Source organism: Streptomyces sp. NBC_01016, assembly GCF_026341035.1.
Classification (GTDB): domain Bacteria; phylum Actinomycetota; class Actinomycetes; order Streptomycetales; family Streptomycetaceae; genus Streptomyces.
In genome coordinates this window covers 3,105,060-3,119,920 of sequence record NZ_JAPEOQ010000001.1, presented here as the reverse complement: position 1 = coordinate 3,119,920, position 14,861 = coordinate 3,105,060, and the positions used below count along the sequence as shown (strand labels likewise).

General features: G+C 70.7%; 14 protein-coding genes. 5 read left to right on the top strand and 9 right to left on the bottom strand.

Translation table 11 applies throughout. The features are described 5' to 3' along the window. Window positions 1-112: 112 nt before the first annotated feature. Together OG746_RS14455 and OG746_RS14450 are read right to left on the bottom strand one after the other, a co-directional pair. Window positions 113-1,354: a sensor histidine kinase gene (locus OG746_RS14455; RefSeq protein ID WP_266714993.1), complete on the bottom strand. Its 1,242-nt coding sequence runs from the start codon at window positions 1,352-1,354 to the stop codon at window positions 113-115. A 7-nt stretch (window positions 1,355-1,361) separates the two neighbouring features. After that, the gene (locus OG746_RS14450) at window positions 1,362-2,015 is read right to left on the bottom strand and encodes a response regulator transcription factor (protein ID WP_266714992.1); all 654 of its coding nucleotides are present in this window, start codon (window positions 2,013-2,015) and stop codon (window positions 1,362-1,364) included. A gap of 340 nt (window positions 2,016-2,355) precedes the next feature. Between OG746_RS14450 and OG746_RS14445 the strand changes: the two genes are divergently transcribed. Next, window positions 2,356-2,529: a hypothetical protein gene (locus tag OG746_RS14445; protein ID WP_266714991.1), complete on the top strand. Its 174-nt coding sequence runs from the start codon at window positions 2,356-2,358 to the stop codon at window positions 2,527-2,529. Between the two features lie 122 nt (window positions 2,530-2,651). On the opposite strand, the gene OG746_RS14440 is transcribed toward OG746_RS14445, so the two are convergent. Next, a complete protein-coding gene (locus OG746_RS14440) occupies window positions 2,652-3,494 on the bottom strand; it encodes an inositol monophosphatase family protein (protein WP_524540411.1) in 843 nt (280 codons plus the stop codon). A gap of 10 nt (window positions 3,495-3,504) precedes the next feature. Then, window positions 3,505-4,644, bottom strand: a complete 1,140-nt coding sequence (locus OG746_RS14435) for a ferrochelatase (RefSeq protein WP_266714990.1) — start codon at window positions 4,642-4,644, stop codon at window positions 3,505-3,507. A gap of 105 nt (window positions 4,645-4,749) precedes the next feature. On the opposite strand from OG746_RS14435, the gene OG746_RS14430 reads away from it, so the two are divergent. Together OG746_RS14430 and OG746_RS14425 are read left to right on the top strand one after the other, a co-directional pair. Continuing rightward, a complete protein-coding gene (locus tag OG746_RS14430) occupies window positions 4,750-6,033 on the top strand; it encodes an MFS transporter (RefSeq protein WP_266714989.1) in 1,284 nt (427 codons plus the stop codon). Continuing rightward, window positions 5,954-7,312 (top strand): FAD-linked oxidoreductase, L-gulonolactone oxidase family, encoded by a 1,359-nt coding sequence (locus OG746_RS14425; protein ID WP_266714988.1) that lies wholly within the window; start codon window positions 5,954-5,956, stop codon window positions 7,310-7,312. Before OG746_RS14430 ends, OG746_RS14425 begins: the two co-directional genes overlap by 80 nt. A 31-nt stretch (window positions 7,313-7,343) precedes the next feature. Here the strand turns inward: OG746_RS14425 and OG746_RS14420 are convergent, their stop codons facing one another. Beyond that, window positions 7,344-8,687 carry a hypothetical protein gene (locus OG746_RS14420; RefSeq protein ID WP_266714987.1) on the bottom strand — a complete coding sequence of 448 codons (1,344 nt, stop codon included), beginning with the start codon at window positions 8,685-8,687 and terminating at the stop codon, window positions 7,344-7,346. 519 nt (window positions 8,688-9,206) lie between these two features. Between OG746_RS14420 and sepH the strand changes: the two genes are divergently transcribed. Beyond that, window positions 9,207-10,301: a septation protein SepH gene (gene sepH, locus OG746_RS14415; protein ID WP_266714986.1), complete on the top strand. Its 1,095-nt coding sequence runs from the start codon at window positions 9,207-9,209 to the stop codon at window positions 10,299-10,301. Between the two features lie 89 nt (window positions 10,302-10,390). On the opposite strand, the gene OG746_RS14410 is transcribed toward sepH, so the two are convergent. After that, complete coding sequence (locus OG746_RS14410; protein ID WP_266714985.1) at window positions 10,391-11,248, bottom strand: sulfurtransferase; 858 nt, start codon at window positions 11,246-11,248, stop codon at window positions 10,391-10,393. 275 nt (window positions 11,249-11,523) lie between these two features. Here OG746_RS14410 and OG746_RS14405 point away from each other — a divergent pair, with 275 nt between their 5' ends. Beyond that, window positions 11,524-12,300 carry a VOC family protein gene (locus tag OG746_RS14405; RefSeq protein ID WP_266714984.1) on the top strand — a complete coding sequence of 259 codons (777 nt, stop codon included), beginning with the start codon at window positions 11,524-11,526 and terminating at the stop codon, window positions 12,298-12,300. A 30-nt stretch (window positions 12,301-12,330) separates the two neighbouring features. Here the strand turns inward: OG746_RS14405 and OG746_RS14400 are convergent, their stop codons facing one another. The 3 genes from OG746_RS14400 to OG746_RS14390 form a co-directional block, all read right to left on the bottom strand. Further along, window positions 12,331-12,981, bottom strand: a complete 651-nt coding sequence (locus OG746_RS14400) for a thymidine kinase (RefSeq protein WP_266714983.1) — start codon at window positions 12,979-12,981, stop codon at window positions 12,331-12,333. Between the two features lie 74 nt (window positions 12,982-13,055). Continuing rightward, window positions 13,056-14,243 (bottom strand): alkaline phosphatase family protein, encoded by a 1,188-nt coding sequence (locus OG746_RS14395; protein WP_266714982.1) that lies wholly within the window; start codon window positions 14,241-14,243, stop codon window positions 13,056-13,058. Continuing rightward, window positions 14,240-14,830, bottom strand: a complete 591-nt coding sequence (locus tag OG746_RS14390; RefSeq protein ID WP_266714981.1) for a DUF5998 family protein — start codon at window positions 14,828-14,830, stop codon at window positions 14,240-14,242. Before OG746_RS14390 ends, OG746_RS14395 begins: the two co-directional genes overlap by 4 nt. Window positions 14,831-14,861: the final 31 nt, after the last annotated feature.

Here is a 14,861-nt window from a genome sequence, read left to right as displayed (position 1 = left end):
ATCACACACGGAGATCTCCGGCGCAGGTCCGGAAAATTCAGCCAAAAGCGAACTCCCCAGCGCGTCGGCGGAAGCATGTCAGATCCATGGGCCGCACGCACGTTGAACCGGCCTAGATCGGCAGGGTGACCCGCATCACGAGCCCACCCCCCTCGCGTGGCTCGGCGGTGATGCGACCCCCGTGGGCGCGCGCGACCGACCGGGCGATGGAGAGCCCGAGGCCCACGCCCTTGTCGCTGCCGGTGCGCTCGGTGCGCAGCCGCCTGAACGGCTCGAAAAGATTGTCGATCTCGTACGCGGGGACCACCGGGCCCGTGTTCGCGACCACCAGGACCGCCTGGCCGTGCTGGGCCTCCGTGTCCACCTCCACCCATCCCCCTTCGGGGATGTTGTAGCGGACGGCGTTCTGCACGAGGTTCAGGGCGATGCGCTCCAGGAGCACACCGTTGCCCTGGATCACCGCTTCCTTGCACTCCCCGCGGATCTCCACGCCCTTCTCGTCGGCCTCGGCCCTGGCCTGGTCGATCGCCTGCGAGGCGACCTCCGCCAGGTCCACGGGCTTGCGCTCGACGATCTGGTTGTCGCTGCGGGCGAGCAGCAGCAGGCCCTCCACGAGCTGCTCACTGCGCTCGTTCGTGGCCAGCAGCGTCTTGCCGAGCTGCTGGAGCTCCACAGGGGCGCCCGGATCGGAGAGGTGCACCTCCAGGAGGGTGCGGTTGATCGCGAGCGGTGTACGCAGCTCATGGGAGGCGTTCCCGACGAAGCGCTGCTGCGCCGTGAAGGCGCGCTCCAGGCGGTCAAGCATCTCGTCGAAGGTGTCCGACAGCTCCTTCAGCTCGTCGTCCGGCCCGTCCAGCTCGATGCGGCGCGTCAGGTCCGTGCCGGCGACCCGGCGCGCGGTGCGCGTGATCCGGCCGAGCGGGGACAGGACGCGGCCCGCCATGGCGTAGCCGAAGGCGAAGGCGATGACGGCGAGGCCCATCAGGGCCATCAGGGAGCGGCTGAGGAGTACGTCCAGAGCGTGCTGGCGCTGCTTGTTGACGCAGCCGTTCATCAGGTCGTTCAGCTCGCTCGCCGAGATGTTCCCCGACGGGAAGTTGCAGCTGGTGCTGATGACATGCCCGTCGGTGACCTTGAACGGCAGATCGCCGCCCACGTCGAGGGCCTGCGCGGCCAGGAGGTAGATGATCGAGAGCAGCAGGATGCCCGCGATCAGGAACATGCCGCCGTACAGCAGCGTGAGCCGTATCCGGATGGTCGGGCGGAGCCAGGGGAAGGGCGGCTCCGCCTTCGTCCCGGGCTTCCATGTCGGTTTCGGTGGCGCCGGAGAGGGTGGCGCGGGTGCGGCGGCCATCTAGGGATCAGATCCGGTAGCCCGAGCCGGGCACGGTGACGATGACGGCGGGCTCGCCCAGCTTGCGGCGCAGGGTCATCACGGTGACCCGCACGACGTTCGTGAACGGGTCCGTGTTCTCGTCCCAGGCCTTCTCCAGGAGCTGCTCGGCCGAGACGACGGCACCCTCGCTGCGCAGCAGCACCTCGAGGACGGCGAACTCCTTGGGAGCGAGCTGGATCTCCTTGCCGTCCCTGAACACCTCGCGGCGGTTCGGGTCGAGCTTGATCCCCGCGCGCTCGAGCACGGGCGGCAGCGGCATGCTCGTACGCCGTCCGAGGGCCCTTACACGGGCCGTCAGCTCGCTGAACGCGAAGGGCTTGGGGAGGTAGTCGTCCGCCCCGATCTCCAGGCCCTCCACGCGGTCGCTGACGTCGCCGGAGGCGGTCAGCATGAGGATGCGGGTGGGCATGCCCAGCTCGACGAGCTTGCGGGCGACGTCGTCGCCGTGCACGAGCGGGAGATCGCGGTCGAGAACGACCACGTCATAGTCGTTGACGCCGATGCGCTCCAGGGCGGCCGCACCGTCGTACACGACGTCGACGGCCATGGCCTCCCGGCGGAGTCCGGTGGCCACCGCATCGGCGAGCAGTTGCTCGTCCTCGACGACGAGTACGCGCACGTCGCTTGTCCTTCCTCTGGTCGCCCACCAGCGCGCTTCTCGGGCGCGCGGGCAGGCCGGGTGTTGAGCTGTGGCCACCATCCTGCCCCTTTCGGCCATAAACCGGCTGTAAGACGGACGGGCGACCCGGGGAATGCGGATTTTCTGGATGGGTCGAGGTTTCTCCGGATGGAGCCTTGGGGAGGACGGCTGTACATCCGCGATCACGCTTTGTATGTGGCATGCCACGAGCCGCTGTCGAGACCGCTCTCCACCAGGGACGGCTCGGGGACGTGATCGCCCCTTCCTAGGGCACACCCCCGTGCCATCGACCCACGACCCAGGACGAGGGGGCGCAACCATGGACGCATTCACCGCAGGACTTCTGCAGCGCATTAGGGCGGCGGAGACCGACCTGACGCTGGCGCGCGAGACCGGTGACGACTTCCTTGCCGAGGTCGAGCAGGGTGAGCTGGACGACCTCCGCCGCCTCGCCGCGGAGCACGGCGTGGAGGTTCACGCCTCGAGCGTCTGACGCACGTACGAGGGCCCCGGCGCCTGGTTGATCCAGGCGGGCGCCGGGGCCTTTTCGTATGCCGTGGGCTCGTGTGCCGTGAGCTTGTCTGCCGCTAGCTCGTGTGCCGTGAGCCGGGACGCTCAGTCGTGCCAGGCGCCGAGTTCTTCCAGCCAGTTCTGAAGCGGCTCGAAGACGCCGGGGGGCGCCGCGACGGTCAGCTCCGGCGAGAGCGGCTCCCCGGGGCGGCCACCTGTGAGGGCGCCCGCCTCGCGCGCGATGAGGTCGCCTGCCGCGAAGTCCCAGGGGTTCAGGCCGCGTTCGTAGTACGCGTCCATGCGGCCGAGCGCCACGTCGCACAGGTCGATGGCGGCCGAGCCGCCGCGCCGGATGTCGCGCACGCGCGGCACCAAATGCCCCAGCACCTCGGCCTGGCGGGCGCGGCGCGACTCCAGGTAGCCGAAGCCGGTGCCGACCAGGGCCTGCTCGAGGGGCGGCGCCACGCGCACGCGCGCGGGGCGGTCGTTCACGAAGGCGCCCTCGCCGAGGACGGCGCGGTAGGTCTCGGCGCGCATCGGGGCGGCGACGACGCCGACGAGCGTCTCGCCGTCCTTGCGGGCCGCGATGGAGACGGACCAATCGGGGCGCCCGTAAAGGTAGTTGACGGTTCCGTCGATGGGGTCGATCACCCACTGGATGCCGCTGGTGCCCTCCACGGAGGAGCCCTCCTCGCCGAGCACCCCGTCGTCGGGGCGGCGCTCGGCCAGGTAGTCCGTGATCAGCTTCTCGGAGGCGATGTCCATCTCGGTGACGACGTCGACGGCGCTCGTCTTGGTGGCGGCGACGCCGAGGTCCTCGGGCCTGCCGTCGCGCAGGAACACACCGGCCCGTGCCGCCGCCTCCAGGGCGATCTCGAGCAGTTCCGCCTTGAGCGACGCGAGGTCGTCGGCAGTGGGGGCGGCCTCAGTGGCCTTGGGGTCGGTCACGTCACTGTCCTTACGCGTACGAGCTGTCGGCACCGGCGGCGGCCGGCTTGGGGGTGCGGGCGGGGCAGCAGCCCACGGGACACAGGTCGTGGCTCGCGCCGAGCGCACCCAGAGCGCAAGGCGTGACGTTCCTGCCGCTCTCGGTGGCGGCCCGCTCCAGGGCCAACTCCCGTACGGCGGCGGCGAAGCGCGGGTCGGCTCCCACGGTGGCGGAGCGGCGCACCGGAAGGCCCAGCTCCGCGGCCTTCGCCTCGGCCTCGGTGTCGAGGTCGTAGAGGACCTCCATGTGGTCGGAGACGAAGCCGATGGGCGCCATGACGACGGCCGGGACGCCCGCCGCGTGGCGCTCCTCCAGGTGGTCGCAGATGTCGGGCTCGAGCCACGGGATGTGCGGGGCGCCGGAACGCGACTGGTAGACGAGCTGCCAGGGGTGGGCGACGCCGGTCTCCTCGCGCACCGCGTCGGCGATGAGCTGCGCGACGTCCAGGTGCTGCTTCACGTACGCGCCCCCGTCGCCGTGCTCCTCGGTCCGCCCGGAGGTGTCGGCCGCCGCGTTCGGGATGGAGTGCGTGGTGAAGGCGATGTGGGCGCCGGCGCGGACGTCCTCGGGGAGGTCGGCGAGGGACTTCAGGACGCCCTCGATCATGGGGCGCACGAAGCCGGGGTGGTTGAAGTAGTGCCGCAGCTTGTCGATCCTCGGCAGCTCCAGGCCCTCGGCCTCCAGCGCGGCGAGCGCCTCCGCGAGGTCCTCGCGGTACTGGCGGCAGCCCGAGTACGAGGCGTAGGCGCTGGTGGCGAGGACGAGGATGCGGCGGTGGCCGTCGGTGACCATCTCGCGCAGCGTGTCCGTCAGGTACGGCGCCCAGTTCCGGTTGCCCCAGTAGACCGGCAGTTCCAGGCCGTGCTCGGCGAAGTCCTTGCGCAGGGCGTCGAGCAGGGCCCTGTTCTGGTCGTTGATCGGGCTGACCCCGCCGAACAGGAAGTAGTGCTGCCCGACCTCTTTGAGCCGCTCCTTGGGGATGCCCCGGCCGCGCGTCACGTTCTCCAGGAACGGGACGACGTCGTCGGGGCCCTCGGGGCCTCCGAACGAGAGCAGCAGCAGGGCGTCGTAGGGGCGGGCATCGGGGCTGGCAGCGTGCGCGTCTGGCATGACTTCGATCCTGCCACCCGGCACTGACAGGCGGAAAACCGCGTGTGTCCCGGTCGTGGCGCGCGTAAGCTGTATCCACCGCTTTTACGCCTTACCGGAGTCGAGTTGCCCAGCCCCTACCGCGCCATATTCGCCCTGCCCGGAACCAAGAGCTTCTCCGCTGCCGGGCTCCTCGGCCGAATGCCCCTGTCCATGATGGGCATCGGCATCGTCACGATGGTCTCCCAGCTGACCGGGCGCTACGGGCTCGCGGGGGCCCTGTCCGCGACGGTGGCGCTGTCGGCCGCGCTGCTCGGGCCGCAGATCTCCCGGCTCGTCGACCGGCACGGGCAGCGCCGGGTGCTTCGACCGGCCACCGTGATCTCGCTCGTCGCGGTCACCGGTCTCCTGTTGTGCGCCAAGTACACGGCGCCGGACTGGACCCTCTTCGCGTGCGCCGCACTCGTCGGCTGCGTCCCGAGCGTCGGCTCCATGATCCGGTCACGGTGGGCGGCCCTCTACGGAGACGTCCCGCGGCAGCTGCACACCGCGTACTCCTTCGAGTCGGTGCTGGACGAGGTGTGCTTCGTCTTCGGGCCGATCATCTCGATCGGCCTGTCCACGGTGTGGTTCCCGGAGGCGGGGCCCCTTCTGGCGGGCTGCTTCCTCGCGGCCGGCGTCTTCTGGCTGACGTCGCAGCGCGCCACGGAACCGGTACCGCACCCGCGCGAACAGCACAGCCCCGGATCGGCGCTCCGCGCGCGTGGCTTGCAGGTTCTGGTGGCGACCTTCGTCGCGACGGGAGCGATCTTCGGGTCGATCGACGTCGTCACGGTGGCCTACGCCGAGGACCTCGGCCACAAGTCGATGGCCAGCGTGGTGCTCGCCGTCTACGCGACCGGCTCCTGCCTCGCGGGCGCGCTGTTCGGCCTGCTGCACTTCAAGGGAGCGCCCGCTCCCAGGTGGCTGCTGGGTGTCGTCACGATGGCCGTGAGTATGATCCCCCTCCAACTGGTCGGGAACCTGCCAATCCTGGCCGTGGCGCTCTTCGTCGCGGGCCTGTCCGTCGCACCGACGATGATCACGACGATGGCCCTCGTCGAGCAGCACGTACCACGCGCGAAGCTGACCGAGGGCATGACCTGGGTGAGCACCGGACTCTCGGTCGGCGTCGCGCTCGGCTCCTCCGTGGCCGGCTGGGTGATCGACGCGGCCGGGGCGGATGCCGGGTACGCGGTGCCGGGGGTATCCGGCGCCGTCGCGGTCCTTGTCGGGCTCCTGGGCTATCGCCGGCTGAAGCGGCCGGTTCCGCAGCGGGGAGGAAGTACCGATGAGCAGGCCACCGAGGGGTACGCGGGGCGCGCCGGGCACGCAGACGGGCAGGCGGAAGAGCAGCGAAGCCTGGCGTAACTGGGCGGGCAACGTCACCGCGCGCCCCGTGCGCGAGGTGACGCCCGCGTCCGTCGAGGAGCTGACAGCGGCGGTGCGCAGTGCCGCGGAGGACGGCCTGAAGGTGAAGGCCGTCGGCTCGGGCCACTCCTTCACGGCGGCGGCCGCGACCGACGGAGTATTGATACGCCCTCAACTGTTGACCGGAATCCGCAGCATTGACCGGTCGAACGGGACCGTCACGGTCGAGGCCGGTACTCCGCTCAAGCGACTCAACATGGCCCTGGCCCGCGAGGGCCTGTCGCTCACGAACATGGGCGACATCATGGAGCAGACGGTCTCCGGCGCCACCAGCACCGGCACGCACGGCACGGGCCGCGACTCCGCGTCGATCGCCGCGCAGATCAAGGGACTTGAGCTGGTCACCGCGAGCGGGGAACTCCTCACCTGCTCCGAGAAGGAGAATCCCGAGGTCTTCGCGGCCGCCCGCATCGGTCTCGGTGCCCTCGGCATCGTCACGGCGATCACCTTCGCCGTGGAGCCGATCTTCCTGCTGTCCGCGCGCGAGGAGCCGATGCCTCTCGACCGAGTGCTCACGGACTTCGAGGAGCTGCACGCCGAGAACGAGCACTTCGAGTTCTACTGGTTCCCGCACACGGGCAGCTGCAACACCAAGCGCAACAACCGCAGCGCGGGCCCGGAGGCCCCCGTCTCCAAGTTCAGCGGCTTCGTCGAGGACGAGCTGCTCTCCAACGGCCTGTTCCAGGTGGCCAATTCGATCGGCCGCGCCGTGCCCGCCACGATCCCTTCGATCGCCAAGGTCTCCAGCCGGGCGCTGTCCTCCCGGACGTACACGGACATTCCCTACAAGGTCTTCACATCGCCGCGCCGCGTGCGCTTCGTGGAGATGGAGTACGCGGTTCCGCGCGCGGCCCTCGTGGACACCTTGCGCGAGCTGAAGTCCATGGTCGACCGCTCACGCCTGCGGATCAGCTTCCCCGTCGAGGTCCGCACTGCCCCGGCCGACGACATCGCGCTGTCCACGGCGTCCGACCGCGACACCGCCTACGTAGCCGTGCACATGTACAAGGGGACGCCGTACCACCGGTACTTCACCGCGGCCGAGCAGATTCTCACCGCCCACGAGGGGCGCCCGCATTGGGGCAAGATGCACACGCGCGACGCGGAGTACTTCACGCGCGCGTACCCGCGCTTCGGCGAGTTCACGGCGCTGCGCGACCGCCTGGACCCGGACCGCGTGTTCGGCAATGCCTATCTGCGGCGGGTGCTCGGCGACTGACCCGGCAGCCCCCGCAGGGGCGTACCTCGGGTCACTCCGACTGCTGCTGGACGTCCGAGCCCTGCGTGGGGGCAGAGGTCGGGTCGGTGGTGCTGCCACTGTCCGAACCGGAGTCCGAGCCACTGTCGGAGCCCGAGTCCGAACCGGAGTCGGAGGACCCGCTGTCCGAACCGCTGTCCGAGCCCGAATCGGAGCCCGAGTCCGAGCCCGAGTCGGAGGACCCGCTGTCCGAACCGGAGTCCGAGCCACCGTCGGAGCCACCGGTGTCACCCGTCGTCGGGGTGGCGCTCGGGTCCGGGGTGGTGGTGCCGGAGTCGTCGTTGTTCTGCGTACCGGTGTCCGAGCCGGTGCTGCTGCCGTCGGACGGCGTCGGAGTGGTGTCCGGAGTGGTGTCGCCGCCGGACGAGGAGTTCCGCCCCTTGAAGGCGTCGCCGATGGTGGTGCCGCCGCCGCTGCCACCGAAGGTGTGGCCCGACACCAGTTCGTACGTGGTGATGCCGCCCATGGTGACGCCGAACACGACCGCCGCGGCGATCAGTGGCCGCTTCCAGCTCTTGATGCGCGAACGGTGCACGGTGCCCTCGGTGAACTCGTCGTCGAGGTCCGCGCCGCCGTCGGCGTGATCGACGTGATCGACGTCCGGGGCACGCAGCATCCGCGTGGCCTCGTCGATCGCCTCGGGCTTGATCAGCTGCGTCTTCTCGGGGTCGGTCGCGGCGGTCGCGGCCGTGGCACCCGCAGCGCTCAGCAGTTGCGTCTTGTCGGTGTCCTCGTCCGGCAGCAGATCGGCCACGGCGCCCGTGTCGAGCAGTTGGGTCCCCTCGGTGGCGGTGGTGGAGACCTGCTTCATGGAGGTGACCTGTTCCATGGCGGTGACCTGCTCGACGGCGGAGACCTGCGGCAGCGCCGTCGCCTCATCGGCATCCGCGGTCGGGGTTTTCGTCGTCCCCCAGGTCGTGGTGGTCGGCAGCGCCGTCACGGCCGGCCGCGCCGCGGGCGGCTCCGAGCCCGTGACCATGGACCTCGTGGCGTCCATCGAGGAGTCCGAGCGGAACGTACGGGGCACGGGCCTGCCCTGCGCCGTCACCGGCACCTGCCGGGTCTTCGGCTTCACCACCCGGACGTCGCGTATCTGCTCACCGGTGCGCCTGAAGAAGTGCTGGAAGAGCGTGCCACCACAGGTGGCGAGGGCACTGACCACACCGGCACCGAGGATCGTCCCGTAGACACCGAGGCCGGAGGCGAGCTTCGCGGCCACGACGGCGGCGACCGCACTGCCCGCCACCTGCGGGACGCTCAGATCCAGCCGCTTCCTCCTGGGCTCTTCCTCCACGTCCTCGGATATGTCCTCGGAGATCTCCGGCTTCTTGCCCATTCTCGGACCTTGCCTACCTTTCTCGACAAAACCACCCATGCCCCAGCGAAGCTCCCAAGAGTAAGCGAACTCCCTAGGACACAAGAGAAAGGACGTATCGGAGGAGGAATCAGTTCCGGTTCCGGAGATTTCGTGAAGCAGAACACGCGGACTCCACACATGGCCCGCCAAAATCGTGGGACCGCGGCCCCAACTCCCGCCCCCCGACAGAACTTCGACAGCGTGCCGATCCACGCAAGTGGCCCGAATGGAGTACTGTTGCGAGCCCTGGGTCCGGTCTCCCGCCAGGGTGCTCGGGTCCTGCCAGGATCGTGGGGAGGGGGTTCGCTGCACAGGGTGACGGAGTCCGTCACTTAGCGTTGCGAATAGGTAACCGTGCCATAACGGCGACCCCGGGCCCATGCCCGACACGCCGGGCAACTCGGCAAGGTTGTGGCAGGCTGCACCCGGGCAGGCCACACTCGACTAGCGGAAGCAGCGACGCACGTGACGTCGGCAGGCACCACCCGGGAGGTCCCCATGCCCGAACTGCGTGTCGTGGCCGTCTCTAACGACGGCACACGGCTGGTGCTGAAGGCTGCGGACAGCACGGAGTACACGCTGCCGATCGACGAGCGCCTCCGGGCCGCCGTACGTGGCGACCGTCCGCGCCTCGGCCAGATCGAGATCGAGGTGGAGAGCCACCTCCGCCCGCGCGACATTCAGGCGCGTATACGGGCAGGCGCGACCGCCGAGGAGGTCGCACAGTTCGCCGGCATCCCGGTCGACCGGGTGCGCCGCTTCGAGGGCCCTGTGCTCGCGGAGCGCGCGTTCATGGCCGAGCGCGCCAGGAAGACCCCCGTGCGCCGCCCCGGCGAGAACGCCGGCCCCCAGCTGGGCGAGGCGGTGCAGGAGCGTCTCGTACTGCGCGGCGCCGACAAGGACTCGGTCCAGTGGGACTCCTGGCGCCGGGACGACGGCACCTGGGAAGTCCTGCTCGTCTACCGGGTCGCGGGCGAACCGCACTCGGCGAGCTGGACGTACGACCCGCCCCGCAGGCTCGTCCAGGCCGTGGACGACGAGGCGCGCTCGCTCATCGGCGAGTCCGACGACATCGGTACGCCCGAACCCACGTTCCCGTTCGTGCCGCGCATCGCCCGTCTGCCCAGGGACCGGCCTCTCGACCGCCCCCTCGATCGCGCCCTGGACCGGCAGCTCGAGCGGCCGACGCCGCCCGCGGAGCCGGAGCCCGAGGAGACCGAGCTGCCGGCGATCGCCTCGTCCGCCCCGCCGGAGCGCGACTCGCTGACCAGCCTCCTGGAGGCCGTGCCCAGCTACCGCGGCGACCTCGCGGTGCCCGAGCGTCCTGCCGTGGCTCCCGAGCCGCCGCAGGAGGAGCCGGAGACGCCCGCGGCCGCCGAGGTGGAGGAGCCGGCGGCGCCCGCTGCGTCGGCCGGAGCCGGATCGGCGTACGCGGACATCCTGATGCCGCGTGCCGTCGCCGGCCACCGTGACCGCCTCACCGGCACGACCGACCGCCAGGCGGAGGCGGACGGCGTACGCCCCGGCCGCCGCGCCGCCGTGCCGAGTTGGGACGAGATCGTCTTCGGCACGCGCCGCAAGAAGCAGGAGTAGCCGGCTCTTGCACCACGAGTAGCAACCTTTTGTACGCAGAGGGGGCCCGCGCCGTTCAGTCGGCGCGGGCCCCCTCTGCGTAGCGACGGCTACTGCGGGTCCGGCCCCGTGGCCACCGGGCGCGCCTCGTCGGCGGACCACTGGGACCAGGAACCGACGTACAGCTGGGCATCGATGCCCGCCACCGCGAGCGCCAGGATCTCGTGCGCGGCCGAGACGCCTGAGCCGCAGTAGACGCCGACCTGGCCCGGATCGCCGTTCGCGCCAAGGGACTTGAAGCGCTCCGCGAGCTCGGCGGCCGGCCGGAAGCGGCCGTCGTCGCCGACGTTCTCCGTGGTCGGAGCGGACACCGCGCCGGGGATGTGGCCGCCGACGCGGTCGATGGGCTCCACGTCACCGCGGTAGCGCTCGGCGGCGCGGGCGTCGAGGAGCAGACCGGAGCGGGCCAGGGCCGCGGCGGCGTCAGCGTCGAGCAGACCGGTGGCACCGGGTGCAGGCTCGAAGGTGCCCGGCTGTGGCGTCGGGGCCGTGGTCTCCAGGGGGCCGTTCCAGGCGGCAAGCCCGCCGTCGAGAACCCGCACGGACGAGTGACCCGTCCAGCGCAACAGCCACCAGGCGCGCGCCGCGGCCCAGCCCTGACCACCGTCGTATACGACGACGTCGCGGTCCGCCGAGACGCCGGCGGCGCGCATCGCCGCGCCGAATCCGGACAGCTCGGGCAAGGGGTGCCTGCCGTCGCCCGGACCCGCGTGACCAGCGAGTTCCGTGTCCAGATCGACGTAGACCGCGCCGGGCACATGGCCCGCCGCGTACTCGGCACGGCCGTCGAACGCGGGCACTCCCGCGGCCTTGGCGAGGCTGAGCTGCCAGCGGACGTCGAGCAGCACGGGGGGCTGCTCACCCGTCAACTCGCTCGCAAGTTCGGATGCGGTGATGATGGCATTCATGGGCCCATCCTTGCTCATGCCCTGGCCCGCGCGCTCGTGGTCGTATAGCGTGCTCGATCGACTACCGAGCGTCTATTGACCGGACATGGCAGGGTCGTGGCGCCGAAACGTATGCGAAACACCGTTTCGGGCATCCTCAGCGGGGAGTCCGATGGTTTCGGCGCGGCCGAGGAGCGTCGCGCGGCACCGAGTGCCACCATCGGCACGGGCGCCATCTGAGATGTGGGATCCCGAGCCGCGGGCCCCGCGGGATCCGTTCCGAGGAGAGAGTGACGATGACCGAGGCAGCAGCCCGGCGCGCACCCGGCACCCCTTGCTGGGTGAGCCTGATGGTGCACGGCATGGCCGCGACCCAGGAGTTCTACGGGGCGCTGTTCGGCTGGGAGTTCAAGCCCGGCCCACAGCAACTCGGCCCGTACGCGCGGGCGCTCCTCGACGGCAAGGAGGTCGCCGGGATCGGCCAGCTGCCGCCCGACCGCCACCTGCCGATCGCCTGGACCCCCTACCTCGCATCGGACGACGTGGACGCGACGGCCGAGACGGTGCGGCACTGCGGCGGCACGGTGGGCGTGGGCCCGCTGGACGCCGGGGAGGCCGGCCGGATGGCGATCGGCTCCGATCCCGCGGGCGCGGTGTTCGGGATCTGGCAGGCCGCCGAGCACGTGGGCTCTGCGGTGACCGGGGTGCCGGGCGCGATGGCGTGGAACGAGCTGGTGACGCGGGAGACCGCGAGCGTCGCGAAGTTCTACGAGGCGGTCTTCGGTTACTCCGAAGAGGCCGTCGTCTCCGCCGACTTCGACTTCGTGACCCTGCACCTGGCGGGCCACCCCGTGGCCTCCGTGCACGGCGTCGGCCATGCCCTGCCCCGCGACCAGGGCCCGCACTGGATGACGTACTTCACGGTCAAGGACGTGGACGAGGCCGTGGAACGGGTCGCCGACCTGGGCGGCCACGTGGTGTCCGCCGCCCGCGAGGGTCCGCACGGGCGGGTGGCCACGGTGGCGGATCCGGAGGGGGCGGTGTTCTCCGTGGTGGCGCCCCCGGCTGCGTAGGCGGGGCGTTTCCCGGGGCCTGCGTCCCGCTCAGGCCGAGCCGACCGGCAGCACGTCCGGGGACAGGGCCGCCGCGTGTGCCGTGGCGCTCGTCATCCGCCTGCTGTGATGCCGTCGGCACAGCACCTCGTAGCCGATCTCGTCCGGCGACCGGTTCACGTCGCCGACGACGACCTGGGCGCCCTCGACGACCATCGCGCCGTTGACCGTACGGGCGTTGTGCGTGGCGCGGGCGCCGCACCAGCACAGCGCCTCCACCTGCAACACCTCTACGCGGTCGGCGAGTTCGACCAGGCGCTGCGAGCCGGGGAACAGCTTGGAGCGGAAGTCGGTCGTGATGCCGAAGGCGAAGACGTCGAGTTCCAGCTCGTCGACGACCCGGGCGAGCTGGTCGATCTGCTCGGGCGCGAGGAACTGCGCCTCGTCCGCGATCAGGTAGTCCACCCGGCCGCCGTGCGAGAGATGGTCGACCACGTACGCGTAGACATCCAGGTCGTCCGCGACCTCCACGGCGTCCGTGACCAGGCCGAGGCGGGAGGAGAGCTTGCCCTCCCCCGCCCGGTCGTCGCGGGTGAAGATGAGGCCCTGGAGGCCGCGCGCCGATCGGTTGTGCTCGATCTGCAGAGCGAGGGTCGACTTCCCACAGTCCATCGTTCCGGAGAAGAACACCAGCTCGGACATGGGGAGTTGAGCACCTTTCGCGTGACGTGAGGGGGTTGCAGACGTGGTCGGCGTGGCCGATGTGGCCGGAGGGGTCAGGACCGCACTTCCAGCAGCGGTACGAGCTGTTCCGCCGGGGTCATCGAGCCGTGGTTACCGACCATCAGGGATTCCTTCGGCTCGTTCCGCGAGGCGATGAGCACCACGTCGTCACGGGCCGCGGCGATGACGTCGCCGAGCCGGTCGTACACACGTTGATCAACCTGTGGGCCGAACCAGCCGGCCGCGATCGCCTCGTCGCGCGAGGCGATCCAGAACTGCTCGCCGAGCACCTCTCGCCACACCGTGAGCACGTCGCTCGCCGCGCCCGGCACCGCGTACACATGGCGGGCGCGGCCCTCGCCGCCCAACAGGGCGACGCCCGCGCCCAGTTCCCAGTCCTCGTCGAAGTCGATGCGGGACTGCTCGTCGAAGGCGATGTCGACCATGCCGTGGTCCGCGGTGACGTACAGGGCGCTGCGCGGCGGCAGTTGCTCGGCGAGCCGCTGCGCGAGGCGGTCGACGTACATGAGCTGGCCGCGCCAGGGGTCGGAGTCGACGCCGAAGCGGTGCCCCTTGCCATCGACCTCGCTGTAGTACGTGTACACCAGCGACCGGTCCCCCGCGGCCAGTTGCTCGGCGGCCAGGTCCATGCGGTCCTCGCCGGAGAGGCGGCCGTAGAACGTACCTCCGCTGAGGGCGATCTTGGTGAGGGGGGTCGTCTCGAAGTGCGGCGCGGACACCTGTGCCGTGCGAATACCCGCTTCGTGGGCGCGCTGGAAGATCGTGGGGTACGGCTGCCAGGCCCGCGGCTTCGTCCACGGGTTCCAGCGGAGCTGGTTCATCAGCTCGCCGGTGTCCGGGTTGCGCACGGTGTAGCCGGGCAGGCCGTGCGCGCCAGGGGGCAGGCCTGTGCCCACGGACGCGAGGGAGGTCGCGGTGGTCGCCGGGTAGCCCGCGGTGATCGGGCGGCCTGTACCGCCGCGCGAGGACGATATGAGCGAGCTGAGGAACGGTGCCTCGTCCGGGTGCGCCCTGAGCTGCTCCCAGCCCAGGCCGTCGATCAGGAACACGCAGGCGCGGTCGACCGGCTGCAGCTCGGAGATGCCGGCGGTGCAGCCGGGCACGCCCAGGTGGGCGCCGATGGTGGGCAGCAGATCGGCGAGGGATCCGGTGCCGTACGCCGGGACGGGAGCGGAGTGGACGGGCAGCGGCTCTACGTCGTCCCAGGCGGCCTGCGTCATCGGCGGCCCGCGTCCGCGATGGCCTCGGAGAGGGACTGGGCGAAGGTGAGGGCCTGGCGCACGGTCTCCGGGCCGTCCCCGGCCTCGCTGACGCGCAGGCTCAGGTCGTCCGCGGTCGTGCTGCCCGTGTAACCGTGGTCCGCCTCGCAGTTGGGGTCGCCGCAGGTCGCGGGCTCCAGGTCGACGCGGGACACGGCGCCCCAGCCGATGGTGAGGACGACCTCGCGGGGCAGCGACCCCGGAACGTACTTCTCCGGATTGGCGACGACGCGGCTGAGCACGACCGAAGAGATCCGGCCGATCTGCACGGACTCCGTCGACGTCGTCGCGTATGACGTCGGGGAGGTGCTGTCGGCGGCCTGCTCGTCGGTGTGGCTGACGATGAAGCGGCTGTCGGTCAGGACCAGGACGGTGACATGACGACGGACCTCGTTCGCATCGAACGTGGTCTCCTGGTGCACCAGGTACGACGAGATCGGCTCGCCGCCGACCGCGGCCTCCACCGCCTCGGCCACAAGAGCCGGGTAGTAACCGCTGCGCTCGATCGCCGCTCGCAGCCCTTGGGTCGTCGTACTGGTCTTGGCCATGTGGTCCATCCTAAGGCCCGTAAAGAGACTG